At 34.5% G+C, this 19,756-nt stretch carries 17 protein-coding genes and 1 pseudogene; 17 read left to right on the top strand and 1 reads right to left on the bottom strand.

All coding sequences use genetic code 11. From position 1 onward, the window contains the following. Positions 1-219: 219 nt before the first annotated feature. A complete protein-coding gene (locus tag ACDF53_RS03275) occupies positions 220-1,581 on the bottom strand; it encodes a hemolysin family protein (RefSeq protein WP_370815476.1) in 1,362 nt (453 codons plus the stop codon). Positions 1,582-1,966: 385 nt separating this feature from the next. Here ACDF53_RS03275 and ACDF53_RS03270 point away from each other — a divergent pair, with 385 nt between their 5' ends. The 17 genes and pseudogenes from ACDF53_RS03270 to ACDF53_RS03190 all read left to right on the top strand — a co-directional run bounded on the left by ACDF53_RS03270 (position 1,967) and on the right by ACDF53_RS03190 (position 19,561). Next, entirely contained in the window at positions 1,967-2,566 is a 600-nt protein-coding gene (locus tag ACDF53_RS03270; protein WP_370815475.1) for a methyltransferase domain-containing protein, read from the top strand. A gap of 159 nt (positions 2,567-2,725) precedes the next feature. Then, positions 2,726-3,880, top strand: coding sequence for a transcriptional regulator (locus tag ACDF53_RS03265; protein ID WP_370815474.1), 1,155 nt, complete (start codon positions 2,726-2,728; stop codon positions 3,878-3,880). Positions 3,881-4,092: 212 nt separating this feature from the next. Next, positions 4,093-6,090, top strand: coding sequence for an LTA synthase family protein (locus ACDF53_RS03260; RefSeq protein WP_370815473.1), 1,998 nt, complete (start codon positions 4,093-4,095; stop codon positions 6,088-6,090). 11 nt (positions 6,091-6,101) lie between these two features. Then, complete coding sequence (locus ACDF53_RS03255; protein WP_370815472.1) at positions 6,102-6,860, top strand: glycosyltransferase family 2 protein; 759 nt, start codon at positions 6,102-6,104, stop codon at positions 6,858-6,860. Positions 6,861-6,906: 46 nt separating this feature from the next. Further along, positions 6,907-8,034, top strand: a complete 1,128-nt coding sequence (locus ACDF53_RS03250; protein ID WP_370815471.1) for a glycosyltransferase family 1 protein — start codon at positions 6,907-6,909, stop codon at positions 8,032-8,034. 18 nt (positions 8,035-8,052) lie between these two features. Then, complete coding sequence (locus ACDF53_RS03245; RefSeq protein WP_370815470.1) at positions 8,053-8,982, top strand: VirK/YbjX family protein; 930 nt, start codon at positions 8,053-8,055, stop codon at positions 8,980-8,982. A 212-nt stretch (positions 8,983-9,194) separates the two neighbouring features. After that, positions 9,195-10,376 (top strand): glycosyltransferase, encoded by a 1,182-nt coding sequence (locus ACDF53_RS03240; protein WP_370815469.1) that lies wholly within the window; start codon positions 9,195-9,197, stop codon positions 10,374-10,376. 15 nt (positions 10,377-10,391) lie between these two features. Then, on the top strand, positions 10,392-11,204 hold the full coding sequence (locus ACDF53_RS03235; protein ID WP_370815468.1) for a phosphorylcholine transferase LicD: 813 nt from the start codon (positions 10,392-10,394) through the stop codon (positions 11,202-11,204). A gap of 35 nt (positions 11,205-11,239) precedes the next feature. Beyond that, positions 11,240-12,229, top strand: a complete 990-nt coding sequence (locus ACDF53_RS03230) for a glycosyltransferase (protein WP_370815467.1) — start codon at positions 11,240-11,242, stop codon at positions 12,227-12,229. Positions 12,230-12,249: 20 nt separating this feature from the next. Then, positions 12,250-13,128, top strand: coding sequence for a glucose-1-phosphate thymidylyltransferase RfbA (gene rfbA / locus ACDF53_RS03225; RefSeq protein WP_370815466.1), 879 nt, complete (start codon positions 12,250-12,252; stop codon positions 13,126-13,128). Positions 13,129-13,140: 12 nt separating this feature from the next. After that, positions 13,141-13,719: a dTDP-4-dehydrorhamnose 3,5-epimerase gene (gene rfbC / locus ACDF53_RS03220; RefSeq protein ID WP_370815465.1), complete on the top strand. Its 579-nt coding sequence runs from the start codon at positions 13,141-13,143 to the stop codon at positions 13,717-13,719. Between the two features lie 12 nt (positions 13,720-13,731). After that, a complete protein-coding gene (gene rfbB, locus ACDF53_RS03215; protein WP_370815464.1) occupies positions 13,732-14,730 on the top strand; it encodes a dTDP-glucose 4,6-dehydratase in 999 nt (332 codons plus the stop codon). 15 nt (positions 14,731-14,745) lie between these two features. Next, positions 14,746-15,144 (top strand): glycerol-3-phosphate cytidylyltransferase, encoded by a 399-nt coding sequence (gene tagD, locus ACDF53_RS03210; RefSeq protein WP_370815463.1) that lies wholly within the window; start codon positions 14,746-14,748, stop codon positions 15,142-15,144. A gap of 83 nt (positions 15,145-15,227) precedes the next feature. Then, entirely contained in the window at positions 15,228-16,367 is a 1,140-nt protein-coding gene (locus tag ACDF53_RS03205) for a DegT/DnrJ/EryC1/StrS family aminotransferase (protein ID WP_370815462.1), read from the top strand. 11 nt (positions 16,368-16,378) lie between these two features. Continuing rightward, positions 16,379-17,020, top strand: a complete 642-nt coding sequence (locus ACDF53_RS03200; RefSeq protein WP_370815461.1) for a CatB-related O-acetyltransferase — start codon at positions 16,379-16,381, stop codon at positions 17,018-17,020. 509 nt (positions 17,021-17,529) lie between these two features. Continuing rightward, a pseudogene (locus ACDF53_RS03195) lies at positions 17,530-18,303 on the top strand (ATP/GTP-binding protein). A gap of 61 nt (positions 18,304-18,364) precedes the next feature. Next, positions 18,365-19,561: an ATP/GTP-binding protein gene (locus ACDF53_RS03190; protein ID WP_370815460.1), complete on the top strand. Its 1,197-nt coding sequence runs from the start codon at positions 18,365-18,367 to the stop codon at positions 19,559-19,561. Positions 19,562-19,756: the final 195 nt, after the last annotated feature.

Genomic DNA, 19,756 nt, shown 5'->3' with positions numbered 1-19,756 from the left:
AGGAAATAAGAGAATTATATAGTTATTTCATATATTTGTTAGTATATTTTGAAAGTATGCCTATTTATTTTAAAATCACTGGTTGTTAGGTTGTAATAAAAAAGTGAGTCCTCCTTAGAGAACTCACTCTTTTTGTATATAATCTAGTATGTACTAATATCTATTTACTTATCCGTAATTATTAAAGAACAATCATTAATAATGGTAAGCTAATAAATCTTAATTTTTTTCTTCTTCTTGTTCTACAATAGGTTCTTCGTAGGTAACAAGGATTTTATCGATACGGGTATTATCCATGTCGATGACTTCAAAGGTATAGCCATTCCATTTTGCTTTGTCTAATTCTTTTGGAATGCGACCAAAGAGAACATTTAAGAGACCACCCATTGTTTTGTACAAGTCTTTTTCTTCGCCTGGTAATTCTTCATCGATGTGGAAGAATTCTTTAAACTCATCTACGTCGAGGAGGCCATCTACAAGCCAAGATCCGTCTTCACGTTCGACGATTTTGTTTTCTTCTTCCTTAATTTCTTCTTCACCGGAAGGCATGAGGCCTACGATTTCTTCCATAATGTCATGTAAGGTTACAAGACCGCTGAAACCGCCGTATTCATCGAGAACGATGGTTTCATGAACGCCTTCTGTACGGAGTACGTTCAACAATTTCATGAGTGTAATGGATTCTGGAATGAGTAATGGTTCTTTCAAACAAGATTCAATAATATCATGAATGGAACGTTCGCTAGGACGTTGCATGATTTGAACTAATACGTCAGATACGGTAACGAGACCTTTTAATTCGTCCAAGGAATCGGTACCTACAGGAATACGGTAATGGTTGGCATTTTTGAGGACTTCCATAATTTCGTCCTCTGTACCGTTAAGGTCGATCCATTTGAGCTGCGTACGAGGTGTCATGATGTCACCAGCGTTCATATCTGCCAAGTGGAAGATATTTTCTACGAGGATAGGTTCCTCTTCTTCGTAAGCACCCATGGCAACACCTTCGGTAAGCATTTTGTTGATTTCAGACTCTGTAACAGGCGCCTCTTCTTTCACAGTAACGCCTAGTAATTTTAAAAGGAATTCTGTGGAAATGCCGAGGAAGCTAACGATAGGTTTTAATGCTACCGATAACCAGTAAATAGGTTTAGATACTACAACGGCAATGCTTTCAGGACTATTTAATGCTAAACGTTTCGGCACGAGCTCGCCAATAACGAGGGATAAATAGGTGATGATAGCAACGATGAGGAAGGAGCTAATAGATGCAGCATAGGGTTCGATGCTTGGAATGCTTGCCACTAAGATATCCTCTAAAGGACCAGAGAAGGTAGCACCAGAATATAAACCTGTTAAGATACCAACGAGGGTAATACCAATTTGAATGGTAGAGAACATCTCGTTTGGATTTTCTGCTAATTCAAAGGCCTTTTTAGCACGATCATTGCCTGCTTCGGCCATTTCCTCTAATTTTCGTTTCTTTGCATTGACGATGGCCAGTTCCGTCATAGAGAACAAGCCATTCGCGATGATTAATACGACGATAATTATAAAATCTAAGGTCAGATCACTGTCCATGTAAATAGATACTCCTTTTTAATGACATATAATTCTGCACATGAGAATAATAGAAATATTACTCTTTAGTATACCATATTAGAATCAATAAATGTTTGACATAATAAAAGCACCCTAATGGGTGCTTTTATTATGTCACTACATCTGCAAGTGGCTAGATGGTTACTTCCGTCAGTAACTAGCACAAAAAAAAGGAGGGCCACCACCCTCCTTTTTTGTTTGCGTGAAAACGTGTCTCACATTGACTTCCTTTGTCATATATTATAATACATGATTGCCTTTAATTTGTAAATATGGCGCTAATAAGGGTATAGTATGTATATAAATTAAGATTAGTATTAATTATTAGGCCATATAAATTGGACCTCATGATAGGATTAGGTATATGACAAGTGAACAGGAATGGGAACAGGTTTTACAAATAAAGACAGCTGGCCGTGATGATAGTCGGTCTGATACGGAGCATCATCCGTATGAGCCGACGGATTATTGTGTGCTTGAACGCTTGGCGAATAGTGGTCATATTCGCAAGAAAAATACCCTCATTGATTATGGTAGTGGCAAGGGCCGTGTTAGTATTTTTATGGCGTACCAAACGGGTTGTCATTCCATCGGCATCGAATACGATGAACGGCTCTATGAAAAGGCTCTAATTAATGGTGAAAGCCCAGCAGCCCGCAATCGTGTGAGCTTTGTTCATGGTGATGCGGCGCTTTATGAATTGCCAGATCAAGCAGATCATTGCTTTTTCTTTAATCCCTTTGCGCTCCATACGATTAAGCGGGTATTAGGAAATATCTTTGATTCTCTGTATCATCATCCTCGTGAAATTAAGCTATTTTTCTACTACGTAAACGAAGAGGTAGAAAACTTCTTGAATAACCATGTGCGATTGGAACAGGAAGAACCCATTGATTGCAGTGATCTCTTTGAAGAACGTGATGTAAAAGAACGAATTTTAGTGTATTCAGTCAATTTATTTTAGGGGTCTTTCACCTAGATTATTAAGGAAAAAGCAGATAAATTCTGATATAATAATATATTAGAGATTATAAAATCAAATTATTTTTTATGGTTCTATACATTGATTCGTATGCACTAATGTAGTGGATAGGGCTGAGTGTATTGAAGACTGGAGGTACCCGTGGAAATCATCGATACAGCATTGATTGAACGTATTCGCAAGGCCTTAATTAAACGATATGATCGAGATCAACAAATTCAACAAATGATTGAAGAAATTGGTGCCGAAGAGGGACTCAATGAGTCTGAATTAGCTATCGTTTACCAAGCTTATTTAGAGGTTAAGGAACGCGTATACTACACATCCTCTCTCGTGGATTTGTGGAATCAAATTGAAGAGGTTCAAAAACGGATGTCCATGTTGCATACCTACGATTCTCTTGAAGAGGATTTGTTTGGTAATGTGTTAGGCGACGATCAAGAAGATATCATCATTGCTGATAAATCGTATCTTGGCAAGGGTGTTAGCCATACTAACGATGTGTACGCTATGGAACAGGTCCAATTGTCCGATATTCCTGCACAGCACGATTCTACAGTGGGCATGAACCATATTAAATTGAGCGAATTACATTCTATGGGTGGTCTTTTTACAGGTTCTGGTGAAAGCTCCAAACATGAGATGTCTGACCTTGATGAAGCACTTGTAGAGCATATGGATGTAAATTCACTAGATGGTGTGGAAAGTTTAGAAGTCCGTCACTTAGATGAAGAAAATCCATTTGATGAGGAAAACTCTGTATTACTTTCAAAATCTAAAGATACAGAAATATCCCATACAAATAAGGATGCATCTAGTAAAAAAGATGATATAAATGAAAATGATATGTCCTCTATTGATCCATATACAGCAGTAAATGCTTTGTTATTCGGCAAAGCTGGCCTAGATTCTGATAAAGCCAATAAGAAGATGGAAAAGCTTCTTAAAAAGCAATTGAAACGCGTAGATGATGAATGGGCGCGTATCAATGGGACTGACGAAAAGTCTAAAAAATCCAAAGAAGATAAGAAATCTAAGGATGACAAGAAATCCAAAGATGATAAAAAGTCTAAAGAGGATAAAAAGGATAAAAAACATAAAAAGTCTAAAAAAGATAAACATTCTAAATCCGAAGATAAGTTAAAGAAAAAGAAAGACAAGGCTGAAAAGAAGCTTAAGGTCTTAAATGACAAGTTAAAAACAGTCTTCTTATCTGATACTTTCAGTAAAAAAGATAAGAAAAAAGACAAGAAAAAGGATAAAAAATCCAAAAAGGATGGATCCGAAAAAAAGTAGAAACGATAGTTTCTGTATGGAATAGTAAAGCCTCTAAGAAGGCTCAGGAGAGTACTAGTGCTGAGAAATCAGCCAGTACTGGGACTATCGACCGCGGATGCGGTAAATGTAAAAAATGTAAGGGGCCGAAGTGTAAAAAGTATTGTTAGTAGTATTTAGATATTACTAATGGAATTGAATAGTTAATAGTTATAGAAAGTTTTTAATAATATATGGGCGAACAATTCTTTTTATCTCTTCAGCAGAATATAAAATTATTTTTATGGCTTCCAATTCTTTGTGCTATATTTAGAGCTATTTTTATCTATGTATATCATCCTTATGAAAATCTTAATGGAAAAGGAAAAATCATAAGTAAATGCTTTACCTTTGGATTTTGGTGGGGCATGGATATCAACGCGTATCAGCTATTGATTTTGCTTGTGCTCGGTACATTGCCATTCTTGGCCTTTCCAGATTACTACATGACGGCAGCCATCGTCCTCAATACGGTGTTGAGTTGCATTATTTATGCTGCCTTTGCCGGTAAGATGCAGTTCTACAAGCACTTTAATGATACGTACAACTACATGTTGCACTATGGTAAACATGCAGATAAGAAAAACCTCATCGATATCTTCTTTAATCAAGACAAGGGTTGGTGGGTGCTCGCCGGATTCATTCCTGTGGCGGCCATTAGCTATGGTGCTAGCACATTGTTATCTGCGATTCCGTCCATTCCGTATCCTTATTTTGAAAGCAACATCGCAGCCGGCGCGAGTGCCTTTGGGTTCTTGGTAATCTATGTGGTGATTTACTACTGGCTTCATTATGGTGGTACATTGAATCACCGCAATAAACCGGAATGGGATGTAGTGCCAACCATCGTTAAGGAGGATATCTTCTTTGCGAAGGCCACCATCGACGATTTAGAGGCTCTCAAATTGGTTCGTAAAACGCCGTTGACGGCGGCCCAAATGAAATCGGATGAGGAACTCGTAGAGGATGTGAATCATCTCATGCCGCGCAGCGATTGGCAAATGTTGGACAATCCATTACATGCCTTTAAACGCGTAGCAAAAGGTGCTCGCATTACTAAACCTAAGCATATCTTTTTGATTGTTGGTGAAAGCATCCCTCAGTGGTCCATGGATCCGTTGTATATGAATTTTAATATCTGTCCAGGTTTGCGTCGTTTTGCAGCAGATACACATACGGCTCGTGTGCCTAATTTCTTACCTGCTGGTAATGTGTCGCGCCCTTCTATTTCAAGTCTCATGAGCGGTATCTACGATAGCGGCATGGAATTGAATGAAAAGGAAATTTTCTGGAACAATACATTGCCTACGGCTCTGGCAGCACAAATGAAACGATTAGGATACCAAACCATTTACTGGTATGGTGGTAACTCATCGAGTGGTAACTTTACGAAATACGGCAAGGCTCAAGGCTTTGACCGCATTGAAAATGCTACCGAATTCTGTGGTCCTAATGTACCACAAACATGGCTTGGCGTATACGATCATGTATTCCTCGAAGAGGCGGCAAAACGTATTGTGGATATGGACGAACCGACATTCCATTTTGTATATACTACGACTAATCATGGTCCCTATAAATTGGAAGATAAGTACCTTGATTTTGATGCCCATCGTGATTTGCCTGGCGTTGGCGATGATATTTTGAATCGCAAGGATGGCAATAAGGGCTTAGCTACTTACAAATATTGCGATAAGGCTATTTTTAATTTCGTTGACGATATGAAAGTGAAGTTCCCAGATAGTTTGTTCATCGTAACGGGTGACCATTCCAATCTATTTGGTCAGTTTAATAATACATCCTTCTTGCATCGGGATTATACGATGCGTGAAATTCGCAATACCGTGTTTTACATGCAACATCCAGAGCTTTCACAAACATCATTATCCGCATCTATCGGCACGCATCTAAGCATTATGCCAACCATCATAGAGGCCATCGCGCCGAAAGGGTTCGAATATTATGCAGCGGTGCCATCCGCATTCAATGAACAACCAGATGTGCACGTAACGCCATACCAATGGATCACAAGCGACATGGTAGGGGACGTGCACGGCGACTATGGACAATACCAAACATACACGGCGGAACCATCCGAATACATCCGCCCAATCGACAATCACGCACAGGACGCAGAATATTGGCGCTCCTTATCGGCGTGGATGATGAAATTTTATGCTAATGTACAATAGGGGAGACATACATGGCAACACTAACGGTCATTATTTTGGCTAAAAATGAAGAACAACATATGAAAGACTGTATCGCATCTGCACAATTTGCTGACGAGGTCCTTCTTATCGATGACGGCAGTACGGATAAAACGGTAGAGATTGCTGAATCTATGGGGGCTCGCGTCGTACATCACGCAATGAACGGCGATTGGTCCCAACAACGACGCTTTGCCGTCGAAGAGGCTCGGTCCGAATGGATTTTCTTCCTCGATGCGGATGAACGCATTTCGCCAGAATTGCAACGAGAAGTACAAGAGGTATTGGCTAAGGATGAGAAAAAAGCATACTGGATTGAACGGTCTAATGTGTTCCATCACAACAAGGCCACTCATGGCGTGTTGCGTCCCGATTATGTGTTGCGATTTATGCCAAAAGAAGGCACGAATATAGAAGGATTTGTACACGAAACCATATCTAGTACCTATCCAGAGGCTAAACTACGTGGCAAAATGTACCATTATACCTATGATAATTGGCACCAGTACTTCAATAAATTCAATAACTATACGACATTAGCGGCTAAGAAATATAAGGAAAATGGGAAATCCTGTTCCTTTGTAAAGGATATTCTTATCCGTCCAAGCTGGGCTTTTTTCAAGGTGTACATTTTAGATAGAGGTTTTTTAGATGGAAAAATAGGATTTATCCTATCCGCGAACCATTATTTCTACACCATGATTAAGTATGTAAAACTATACTATTTATTGAAATCTAATGGGAAATTATAATTTCTGAATAATAGACGAGTGTGAGTATGAGAAAGGAAGGACCACAATGCGCGTAGCCATTTTGGAAAGTATCATTATGCCTGCCGGTCATGAGGTGGAATTTGACCGCATGATCATCAATGAATTAAAACGCCAAGGTCATGAACCGGTATTGATGGTGCCGGAGAACTTTACCTTTAAGGTTGATTATGGCGTTGAGGTTATCTATCTTGAGGGCGGAGAGGTAGTGACCTATGCAGGTGCATCGAAATGGAAAAAGCCGTTCTTGTCTCTATTGCGTGAACGACGCCGTCGTGCATGGTTTACTTCGGCTGCTAAAAAGTTAGAGGAACATAATTGTGATGCATTGATTATTCCAACCTCTACATATCGCTATATAAAGGCTCTATTGGATACGCCTCTCAAAAATGCAAAGGTTCCTGTTCATTTTATTTTCCATGGTATTGGCAAGGGTGAAAACGTACGGTTCTTGAAACAAGCGGAACGTGCCAATCGATATCCAAATATTTACCTAGATGTTATCACCTTGCGCGACGATATGCTGCGTAGTGATCTATCTCGCGTACGTCCTATCTTGCCTCCTGTGTTTACGCCATCCACGGGCGAAACGCCAACCTTCTCTACACATACGCCACTTCGTCTTGGATTTTTCGGACAATTCCGTAAGGAAAAGAATATTATTCCTCTATTGGATGCTTTCAAAATGGCTACCTTTACAGGTCCCGTAGAACTCTTGGTACAAGGGGCAACCGCAAAACCTGAGGACGGCGAACTATTTGATGCCATCGCTGACGAATATAAGGATGTGCCAGGGCTTTCATTCCTACATGCGAACCTCATCGGCCCCGATTGGGACAAGGCTCTACTCGATGTAGATGCCATCTTGATGCCTTACGGTGCCGAACGGTATCGCTATCACTGGAGCGCCATGCTCTACACGGCTATTGGGTTTTATAAACCCGCTTTGGTGTCGCCTGAAATTAACCCTGAGGTGCTTCGCGATTACCATGTTGGTGAAAGCTTAGACATATCCTCGGTAGATACGATTCGCGCTGGATTAGAACAATTCGTAAACAAAATGATTGAACATCCAGATATATATGAGGCAGGTTTGGTACAAGCCAATGAAGACTTTGGACATAAACGGATGATCGATTCGATTATTAATGTATAGAATAAGTAAGGAGAGTGTATGTTTCAATATATAAAGGACCAATGGGCTAATGGTCGAGCTATTTATGGGAAAAAATCGTGGCGTGAAACACGTCGCGTAATCTTGCATTTCTTGCGAACTGTAGGCCACAAGCAAGAGATGATGGAATACAAGGCTTTTTTTGAAAGCTACGTACCAGATCAACATATTTTAGATAAACAAGAAGGTCTGTATGAGTTGATGAGCCGTATTTTCTTGTTTAAAGAATCAACATTGCGTGAACGCATTGATGCGGTAAAGAATCACTTTACAGCATTAGAAGATGTATTTACGCCTGAGACCATCGAAATGCTATATAATCCTGAGGAACTAAAACCGGAAGGATTAAAACAAGGCATTCTACTTTGGGAAGATGCTGATTTAAACATGACGGCACACCTTAACTTTATGACCGGTCAACGTAAGGAAGGTTTATTTACCATTCTGTTACAACTAGGAGACCAAGGCGTATACCATGCGAATATCCGCCTTGGCAAAGGTCTAGAAGGGGAACCAGCATTGTGGATTGGTACCATCCAAGGGTATAAAGATGGTCTCGATAACGCAAAACATATTACAAAGAAAATGTTTGGCTATCGTCCAAAAAACTTTATTGTATTTTTGATTCGGGAACTCGTTAAATACTGTAAAGTGCAATCTATGTACACCGTATCTGACGAAGGTTTCTACGCTAATACACACATAGTGCGTGGCCATAAGGCAAAGGTAGCTGAACTCGATCCATTGTGGGAAGACATTGGCGGTACAGTTACACAAGATCCACGATTCTTTAAAATACCATTGGAAGAGTACAGAAAACCGATTGAAGAAATCAAATCACAAAAACGTAGTCAGTATCGGAAGAGATATGAACTATTGGATCAGTACGAAGAACAAATTAAAGAAAATTTAAAGGCGTATTTAAAATAGAATATTGTAATGTATAAAACTTCTACTATTAAATGAAATTGATTATATAGTAGAAGTTTTTTTATAGGATTAAAATTTAAGTGATTAGATACATTTTAATAAATGAATAAAGTATGAGTTTATGCGTAATTAAAGGTCCATATATGCTATAATAAATGTAATTATTATAGTCAGTAAACACCTTTTAATTGCTATACATATGGGGTTTGATAATGAATATTTTACTAGTAAATACGACTAAGATGGTTGGAGATACAGGCGGATTAGCAAAAGTAACCAGTGCTTTTGCTAATGAAATGTATAAACGAGGACATACTGTATCAGTTATTTATGCTGATGAACGTAGTGGTGATTTTTTCTTTCCTATAGATGAGGATATAAAGTGTTATGATGTACGATTACAGAATGGAAAACGAATCAAATATCCGATTTCATTACGTTTAAAACGTGAGTTTTATCGATTATTTAGTAAACAAAAAGCTCGTACTGTAAACAGTGATTTCTTTTATAAATATATTTGCCCTTATATGGGAAAGATAATAAAAGGTATTCAGCCAGATATTATTGTTTCATTCACGCCAGGTACTTCTAAAAGTTTAATCATTGATTTAAATTTACAAGATAAAGTTCCTATTATTACTATGAGTCATGGTAATCCAGAAGATTATTTTGATTTTTATCCTGTTTTGTCTTTAGAAGCTGTAAAGAAATCTGATGTAAATCAAGTGCTATTACCATCATTTAAAAAAGTATTAGAAGGACATCTTCCTAATAATAAAATTGTGGTTATAGGAAATGTAGTACCACAATTTAATAATCAAGTAGACTTAACAAAACCAAAAGATGTACATAAAATTTTATTTATAGGTCGTTTGGCAAAGGGACATAAGCGACCTCACTTATTAATTGAAGCTTTTTCTAAAGTGGCAGATCAATTTCCAAATTGGATTGTTGAATTGTGGGGGGCTGATGAAAATAAAGCCTATAAAGCACAATTAGAATTGATGATAAAACAGGCAAATTTATCAGATAGAATTCTATTTAAAGGTATTACTAAGGATGTGGAATCTGTTTTATCAACAGGGGATATATATGCCATGATGAGTGCATCAGAAGGTTTTGGTTTATCTATGGCTGAAGCGATGGCTAAAGGGTTACCGGTGATAGCTTGTGATACATGGCTTGGTGTATCAGATATGGTACAAGATGGATATAATGGAATCTTAGTAAAAGATAATCCTACAGATATAGCGCTAGGTTTAGAAAAGCTTATGGGGAATTCTGAATTATGTTCTGCATTGGGAAGACAAGCAGTAGATTCGATGAAACGATTTGCACCAGATATTATATGGTCTCAATGGGAAAATCTATTATTCAGTATGATAAAAAAATAGGAGTTGCTTAGTATAATGAATGAACCAATAAAGGGGAAAGAACTCAAATCTGTATTATTGAAAACTTTATTACGATTTAATGAGTTTTGTACAAAGAATAATATTAAATATACGATTGCTTATGGAACAGCATTGGGGGCTATTCGACATAAAGGCTTTATCCCTTGGGACGATGATATTGATGTTATCATGATGCGCCCAGAATATGAAAAATTTGAAAAAGCTTGGAAACAATATATATTAAATAGTACAGATCGTTATAAACTATGGCCTGAAATGGATGAAGAGAATTACTTTATGGCATTTTGTGCTAAGTTTTTTGATACGGAAACTGTTTTATATGAACATTTTTCAAAGGGAAAAGTAGTTGAATATGGTGTGTATATTGATATTTTTGTATTAGATCATATTCCTGTTGAAAAAAATGAACAACGTAAATTATTTATGGATGTTAGATTCTATTGGAAATGGATTCAACACTTTCAACGGCACTTTAAAAAGTGGAATAGATTCGTACGTAAATACCATTTACCATTACCTAATTTAGATACGATGGCAAAAAAGTTGATGGAATGTAAGAACAAATATAATAGACAATTAACACCTGTTGTATCATTGACACAAGATTATCAAAAGAAAACTGATTTTAATAAATCTATTTATAAATATGATTGGTTTAAAGAATTTATAGAAGTAGAGTTTGAAAATAATAAAGTACCTATTATTAAAGAATATGATGATATGCTAAAGCAAACATACGGTGATTATATGAAGTTACCGTCAAAGGAACAACAAGTAGGTCATAATGTTGAAGCGTATTGGAAGTAATATTATATATTGGTTATATTAATTAGGGAAAATAAATGAATATTTGTATTGTAACTAATCATAGAAATAGTGCTATGTTTTCTAATAATTTGATAGAGGCAAATCATCAGTTAAGTAATAATACTTATATATTTGAATTAAATTATAATAAAAATATACAAGATGAAAGAAAACGTTTATTGGAGTTTATAGATAGAAATAATATAGAATTAGCATTATTTCTTAATGATTTTCGTTTTCCAAATAAGTTATATTTTATTAATGAAGATATAGCTAAAAAGGTTGATTGTCGTTTATGGGTTTGGGATTCTATTCATGATGTACAATCATTGGGTAATCATATTAATTTATATTCAAATATTTATTCTATTGAGATTAATGATGTAATTCAATTAGAAAAATATTGTTCTATTACTGCACATTATTTACCTTTATATGCAGGTCCAGAATTTTATTCTTCGCCTAGAGAGGTAACAGATGTACAAGATTTGGATATCTTTTTTATAGGAACTATTGCAGGATCTAAAAAAAGATTAGAACTATTAGAAGCAGCTGCTAAGGTAGCTTATGAGAATAATTATAAGATGTTAGTTTTAGGTCGTGTATGGCATAGTCATCATTGGTATCAGGAAATTATAGGTAAATTTAAATTTGGTCTTAAATACCCTTACTTATCTAAAGTAGTCAAAAATAAGGTGCTATCTCCAGAAGAGGTTATTAAATATTATAAACGAACCAAAATTAATCTGAATATTCATATAGAAGGTCATACTTGTTATAATTGTCGAACCTTTGAGGTAATGGGTAATAATAATTTTCTATTAAGTGATATCCAAAATAAGTATGATTTACAGTTAGAGGAATTAGTACATTTTGATTGTTATAGTGATACTAATGAATTAGTTGAGAAGATAAAATATTATCTTGAACATGAACTTGAAAGAAATAAAATAGCTTATTCGGGTGGTTGTATTATAAGAGAAAAATATAATTTGACAAATGCATTAAAATTAATTTTTTCTTAGAAGAAAAGAGAAGGGTTAGTATGAAGGGGATTATTTTAGCTGGTGGATCAGGGACACGTCTATATCCACTAACATTAGTAACATCTAAGCAATTATTGCCTGTTTATGATAAACCAATGATATTTTATCCATTATCTATACTTATGTTAGCAGAGATTAAGGATATCTTGATTATATCAACACCGCAGGATTTACCTAATTTTGAACGCTTATTAGGTGATGGTTCTAGATATGGCATTAATTTACAATATAAAGAGCAACCATCCCCAGATGGATTAGCACAAGCTTTTATTATTGGTGAAGAATTTATTGATGGTGATTCTTGTGCCATGATTTTGGGCGATAATATTTTTTATGGTGCAGGGATGAGAAAACAATTGCAAGAAGCTGCACAGGCCACGAGTGGTGCGACTGTATTTGGTTATCATGTAGAAGATCCAGAACGATTTGGTGTTGTTGAATTTGATGAAAATGGATTAGTAAAATCTATTGAAGAAAAACCAAAACATCCTAAATCAAATTATGCCGTTACAGGGTTATATTTTTATGATAAAGACGTTTGTAAATTGGCTAAAAAGGTAACACCATCTGATCGTGGAGAATTAGAAATTACAGATTTAAATAAGATGTACTTAGAACGTGGTGATTTACGTGTTCACACACTTGGTAGAGGATATTCTTGGTTAGATACAGGAACTGTGGATTCTCTTAGTGATGCATCCGAATTTGTTCGAGTTATTCAAACACGGTCTGGTATTGAAATATCTGCATTAGAGGAAATTGCGTATCGTAATAAATGGATTAGTAAAGAACAATTACTAGAAAGTGCAAAGCTATATGGCAAATCACCATATGGTAAACATTTACGGCGTGTAGCAGAGGGGCAAATACAAGGATAGGGGTTGTATAGTATGGGAATTAAGATTACCGAAACAGGTATCCCAGGACTTGTGATTATTGAACCACAAGTCTTTGGCGATCACCGAGGATTCTTTATGGAATCATGGAATAAGCGAATTATGGAAGAAGCTGGCTTATTTTATAATTTCGTACAAGATAATCATTCATCATCTACTGTAAAAGGCACATTGCGTGGTATTCATTTCCAATATGGGGATAAGGCACAAGCAAAATTAGTACGATGTGTCCGTGGTGCAGTACTTGATGTAGCAGTTGATCTTCGCAAGGATAGTCCTACCTATAAGCAATGGTTTGCTATTGAACTTAGTGAAGAAAATCAAAAACAATTTCTAATCCCTCGAGGCTTTGGACATGGTTTTGTAACCCTAACAGATCATGTTGAGTTTATGTATAAAGCAGATAACTATTACGCTCCAGAATCAGATGGTGGTATTCGATGGAATGATCCTATATTAGCCATTAATTGGGGTATAGAAAATCCTATCCTATCTGAGAAGGATACCAAATCTCCATTCTTTGATGAATTAGAAAATAAGATATCCTTTACAATGGCAGATAGTAGACAATAGGGTGGTGTGCATATGAATATTATTGTAACTGGTGGTGCTGGATTTATCGGTGGTAACTTTGTACATATGATGGTAGCGAAGTATCCAGAAGACCATATTATATGCGTTGATGCACTAACCTATGCAGGTAATTTAGAAACGTTAGAACCCGTAAAAGATAAGTCTAATTTTTCTTTCGTGAAAGCAGACATTGCAGATAGACAAGCTATTTATAAAATATTTGAGCAATATAAGCCAGATATAGTTATTAATTTTGCAGCAGAATCTCATGTGGATAGAAGTATTGAGAATCCGGAAATATTCTTACGTACGAATATTATGGGAACTGCTGTATTAATGGATGCTTGTCGTAAATATGGAATTCAGCGATATCATCAAGTATCCACAGATGAAGTGTATGGTGATTTACCACTGGATCGACCAGATTTATTCTTTACAGAAGAAACACCGATTCATACATCGAGTCCATATTCATCATCTAAAGCATCTGCTGATTTATTAGTATTGGCCTACCATAGAACGTATGGTTTACCTGTAACAATCTCACGTTGTTCGAATAACTATGGACCATATCACTTTCCAGAAAAATTGATTCCATTGATGATTATTAATGCTTTCAATAATAAACAATTACCTGTATATGGGGATGGAATGAATGTACGCGATTGGTTATATGTAGAAGATCATTGTGAGGCCATTGATTTAATCGTTAGAAAAGGTCGTGTAGGAGAGGTTTATAATATTGGTGGACATAATGAACGTGCTAATATTGATGTAGTAAAAACAATTTTATCTACATTAGGAAAAGATGAATCGTTAATTACTTATGTCACAGACCGACCAGGGCATGACCAACGGTATGCTATAGATCCTACTAAAATCAATGATGAATTAGGATGGTTGCCAAAAACATCTTTTGATGAGGGAATAAAGAGAACTATTCAATGGTATATGGATAATCAAGACTGGTGGAAACATATAATTAGTGGGGAATATAAAAGAATAAATTAAGGGTAAGATGTTATTATGAAAAAAGTTATTACATATGGAACATTTGATTTGCTACATTATGGGCATATTAACTTATTAAAGAGAGCAAAACAAATGGGAGATTATTTAGTTGTTTGCCTTTCTACAGATGAGTTTAATAAGAATAGTAAAAATAAAGAATGTTATTTTAGTTATGAGATTCGAAAACAATTGTTGGAGTCAATTCGCTATGTTGATTTAGTTATTCCTGAGAATAATTGGGATCAGAAAATTGATGATATTAAAGAATTTGGAATTGATACGTTTGTCATGGGAGATGATTGGAAGGGAAAATTTGATTTTCTAAAAGATTATTGTGAGGTAATTTATTTGCCTAGAACAAAAGAAATATCGACTACAAAGATAAAGAAAGATTTGGAAAAAAATAGAGTATAGATAAATAGTAAGATAGATACTATTATTAAGTTTAAATAGTAAAAACTGTTAATAATCATAATATTTATAGAGGAGTAGTAATCATGACAATTCAAGTATTAAAACCTAAATATCATGTAGAAGAATGTTTAAATGAAATCAGAGAATGTCTTGAAATAGGTTGGACTGGTCTTGGTTTCAAAACAGTAGAATTTGAAAATAAATGGAAAGAATATACTGGTCATGAGAATGCTCATTTCTTAAACTCTGCTACTGTTGGATTACATTTAGCAGTAGAAATCTTAAAAAAAGAAAATGGTTGGGAAAATGGTGATGAAATCATAACTACACCAATTACTTTTGTATCTACGAATCATGCTGTTTTATATGAAAAATTAGTACCTCGTTTTGCTGATGTAGATGAATATCTTTGTTTAGATCCTGAAGATGTAAAACGAAAAATTAATGATAAAACTAGAGCTGTTATTTTCGTTGGTTATGGTGGTCGTGTTGGTCAATTAGATAAAATTATTGAAATTTGTAAAGAACATAATCTTAAGTTAATACTTGATGCGGCTCACATGGCTGGTACTCGTGTGAATGGACAAATGCCAGGTACATGGAATGGTGTAGATGTAACTGTCTATTCATTTCAAGCTGTTAAAAATTTACCAACTGCTGATAGTGGCATGATTTGTTTCCATAATAAAAAATATGATGAAATTTGCCGTAAATTGACATGGTTAGGTATTAATAAGGATACGTATGCTCGTAATAGTGGTACAAAGGGTTCTTATAAATGGAAATATGATGTAGAGTACCTTGGTTATAAAGATCATGGTAATTCGATTATGGCTGCTATTGGATTAGTGGAACTTAAGTATTTGGACGAAACAAATAAATATCGCCGTGAATTAGCTAGATACTATGATGAGATATTTAAAAACGAGCCTAAAATCCAAATTATAGGTGCACCACATGCTGATGAATGTTCTTATCATATCTATGAAATTGCTGTAGATAATCGAGATGGTTTACTTGAATATTTACAAGAAAATGATATCTATCCAGGTGTTCATTATCGTGATAATACAGAGTATGAAATGTACTCTTATGATAATGGTAAATGTCCTAATGCGCATAGAATGTCTAATAGAATTATTACAATGCCACTTCATATGTATTTAACAAAAGATGATGTGAAAATGATTGCTAATAAAGTTATTGAGTTTGTGAATGCATAAATAAGGAAATCATGGATGAGTTAGTAGAAAAATATGGGATTACGGAATGGGAAAAACTCTATTTGGAAGGTATACGAAAAATTAGAGGGACAAGTAATCCTCCTGAATGGTTATATAAATATTCAAAAAAGAAATATGGCTGGAAAGATAATTTAGCTAGATATTGGTTTGATAAATATATTGGTATACCAATTGGAAAATTCACATATGGCTATCGTTCTTATCATGAAAGAGAAATGCATTCAATAGGCAGTTTTTGTTCGATAGGTATTGATCAACATCTTGTTCAAAATGGTCATAATATTAATTATGTAAGTACATATGGAAATTTTCTTGATTATAAGAAAGATATGCCTAATGCGGATAGAAGTATTAGAATTGGTAATGATGTATGGATTGGAGCTCATAGTATTATTAGAAGTGGTGTAACTATCGGTGATGGATCCGTTATAGGAGCAGGTAGTGTTATTACAAAGGATGTAGAGCCATACACAGTTGTTGTAGGTAGTAATCGAGTTATAAAACAACGATTTTCTGATAGTATAGTCGAATCTTTATTATCCATGAAATGGTGGAAATGGGATGATGATAAAATCTTTGAAAGTATGAAGTATTGGTCTAAAATTGAAGAGTTTATAGCAAGGTATAAATAAAAGGTGAAGCCCTCTATATTTACATAATAAGTAAATGTAGAGGGCTTTATTAGTATTTTATTAATTAAAAATGATTTATCTAGCAGATTATGTAAATATCAAAAGACATTATATTCATCAGAATTTGATAAATTAGTGCGATTTAATTTGTATAATATAGATTATAGAAAGAATGAGACTGTTCAGTATATATTAGATTGTTGTAAATAACATCTTAGAAATGTGCTAAATGATAATACAAGAAATATGATAATATGATTTGTTGAGTGTTTGAATTTATAATTATAAAATATCAACTATATTATAATTACGTAAATGCAACTAGGGTTCAATATATTTCTTAAATGCAAGGTGGTGATATAGTGCTAATAGATTTTACTTTCAAAAATATTCGATCATTCAAAGACGAAGTCACCTTTTCTATGGAGGTAGGTGAAGGTATTACGGAGTGTGTAGAGGTGAATACAGTCTGATTAGGAAATACAGAGGTTGTTAAGTCATCATTTATATTGGGTGGCAATGCATCTGGAAAATCTAATGTGATTAGAGCTTTTCAACTACTTAGAGATATTATTGTTTATGGTACATCTTCTGAGTTAGAGACTTTACCTATTGATACTTTTGCTAATGGAGCAGGTAATATCTATTTCAAAATTTGATTTATTAAAAATGGAAATCTATATTCTTATGAATTAAACTATGATGCTAATAATATTAATGAAGAGTGCTTAGTTGTAAATGATGATATCATTTTTAATAGAACTATAGATAATATCATTATGCCGTCATCAATAAAGAGCTTAAATGGTGTATTAAGAGCTAATCAGCCTTTACTATACTTTGCTAAAAGTAATAATGTTTCAGAAGTTAAAGAGGCATATGAATGGTTTGCACAAGATATTCTTGTACTTAGTTTAAGGAATACTGATTTATGTAACCAACATCTATTTTTGCCATTATATACTAATCCTGATTTAAAAGAAAAAGTATTGTATTTTATGAAGGCTGCAGATTTTCATATAAAAGATATTAAAATACAAGATTTTGTTATGCCTGTACAAGGAAATAATCTAAATGTAGCCCCCATGTTATTACTTCAATTTGAATATGAAGGTAAGGATGAGGGAAGCTTTGTTATTGATTATGAAGCAGAAAGTATAGGTACGCAGATATTTTTGTTTTTAGCAATGATGATTTTGAACAATTATCATAATTCTAAGCTATTTCTAATTGATGATTTTGATTGTTTTTTGCATCCTAAATTAGTTAATATTCTATTTTAAACAAAATAAATGTTTTAAATCTATCAAATATGTTATAATAATAAAAAAAGGAGGTGTTATAGTGCGGTTATTAGGATTTGAAATACACAATACGAATTTGTTTGGTAAAAATTTACATATTGATTTAGTGGCAACAGATAAAGTAAGCCAATTACTTACTGATAATGACAACATAGAAAGAGCTTATAGGATTGATAGTGGAGCGTCTATTTATTCCCAAAATTTAATAGCTTTCACAGGTCTTAATGCGACAGGTAAGACAACGATTTTAGAGGTTATTCAGATATTGTTACAGATTGTTGCTAATGATGCTAGGTTGAATGATCCTCATATTAAACTAATTATTCAGAAAATTATAGGAAGTACTGATGGTACAAAAGAGAAACCAATAGTTTTTGTTATGTGGTTTGAAATTGGTAAACAAATATTAGAATTAACATCTTCAATCATAAAACGATATATATTGGACGATGAATATGATTTTGTTTATAAGAATGAGATATTGAAAGTACGATCGTTCTCAAAACTAACTAAAAAGAATCTATTTAATTTTGTACGCTCTAAGGTTGTTAATCAACGTACCGATTTTGAAGATGCTAAGTTTTTACTTGATGACATGAGTATTGCGAGCATGTTTAAGGATAAGGCAACAAAGGTACTTTGTTCGTTTGAAAAATATAATACCGTTCGGAATATACGACCTACGATTCCTGATGTGTCGATTATACAGTGTTTTGATAGTGCAATTAGTTGTATTGAACAGTCAGAGGGCAAAGATAAATATAAATTGAAATTCAAAAAAGATGGTGATTCTGAGTACGATTTATCCTATGATGAGTTGGAGTCTATCTTATCTTCTGGTACTGTAAAAGCATTGCACTTTTTTCCAGCTCTCCAATCCGTATTAAAAGCAGGCGGGTATATTCTATTCGACGAGATAGAAAATCATATTAATAAACGTCTTGTAGAATGGATTCTATCTTTATTTGAAAATCGCGATTATAACCCTCATGGGGCCTGCTTGATTTTTACAACTCATTACCCAGAACTGTTAGATACTTTTGTAAGAAAAGATAATATTTATATTACTCGTAAACGTAATGATGGAACATTAGAGGCTGTCAAATACAGTGATGAAATTGAACGTAATGAATTACTCAAATCAAACGTTATTTTAGGTAATTCAATTAAAGGAACAGTGCCTAAATATGCATCTATGAAAGCAGCAGAACAGGCGTTAGCGGATACTGTTAAATAGGTGTTGTATGTCTACATTAACAGATATACGTATAGATCATTATATTATTTTCTTCTGTGAAGGCTGGAATGAAGAAGATGCTTTAAAGTAGTTAAAAATTTATAGTAATAAAGCTGTACCAAAATGTGATTTAATCATATTTTGGTACAGCTTTATTATTCCATAATTGCTTAAAAATGAAAATAATATGAATAT

The organism is Veillonella sp. (assembly GCF_041333735.1).
Classification (GTDB): Bacteria; Bacillota; Negativicutes; order Veillonellales; family Veillonellaceae; genus Veillonella.
The sequence above is the reverse complement of the archived record's forward strand: the minus strand, read 5'-3'. Positions and strand labels throughout refer to the sequence as shown.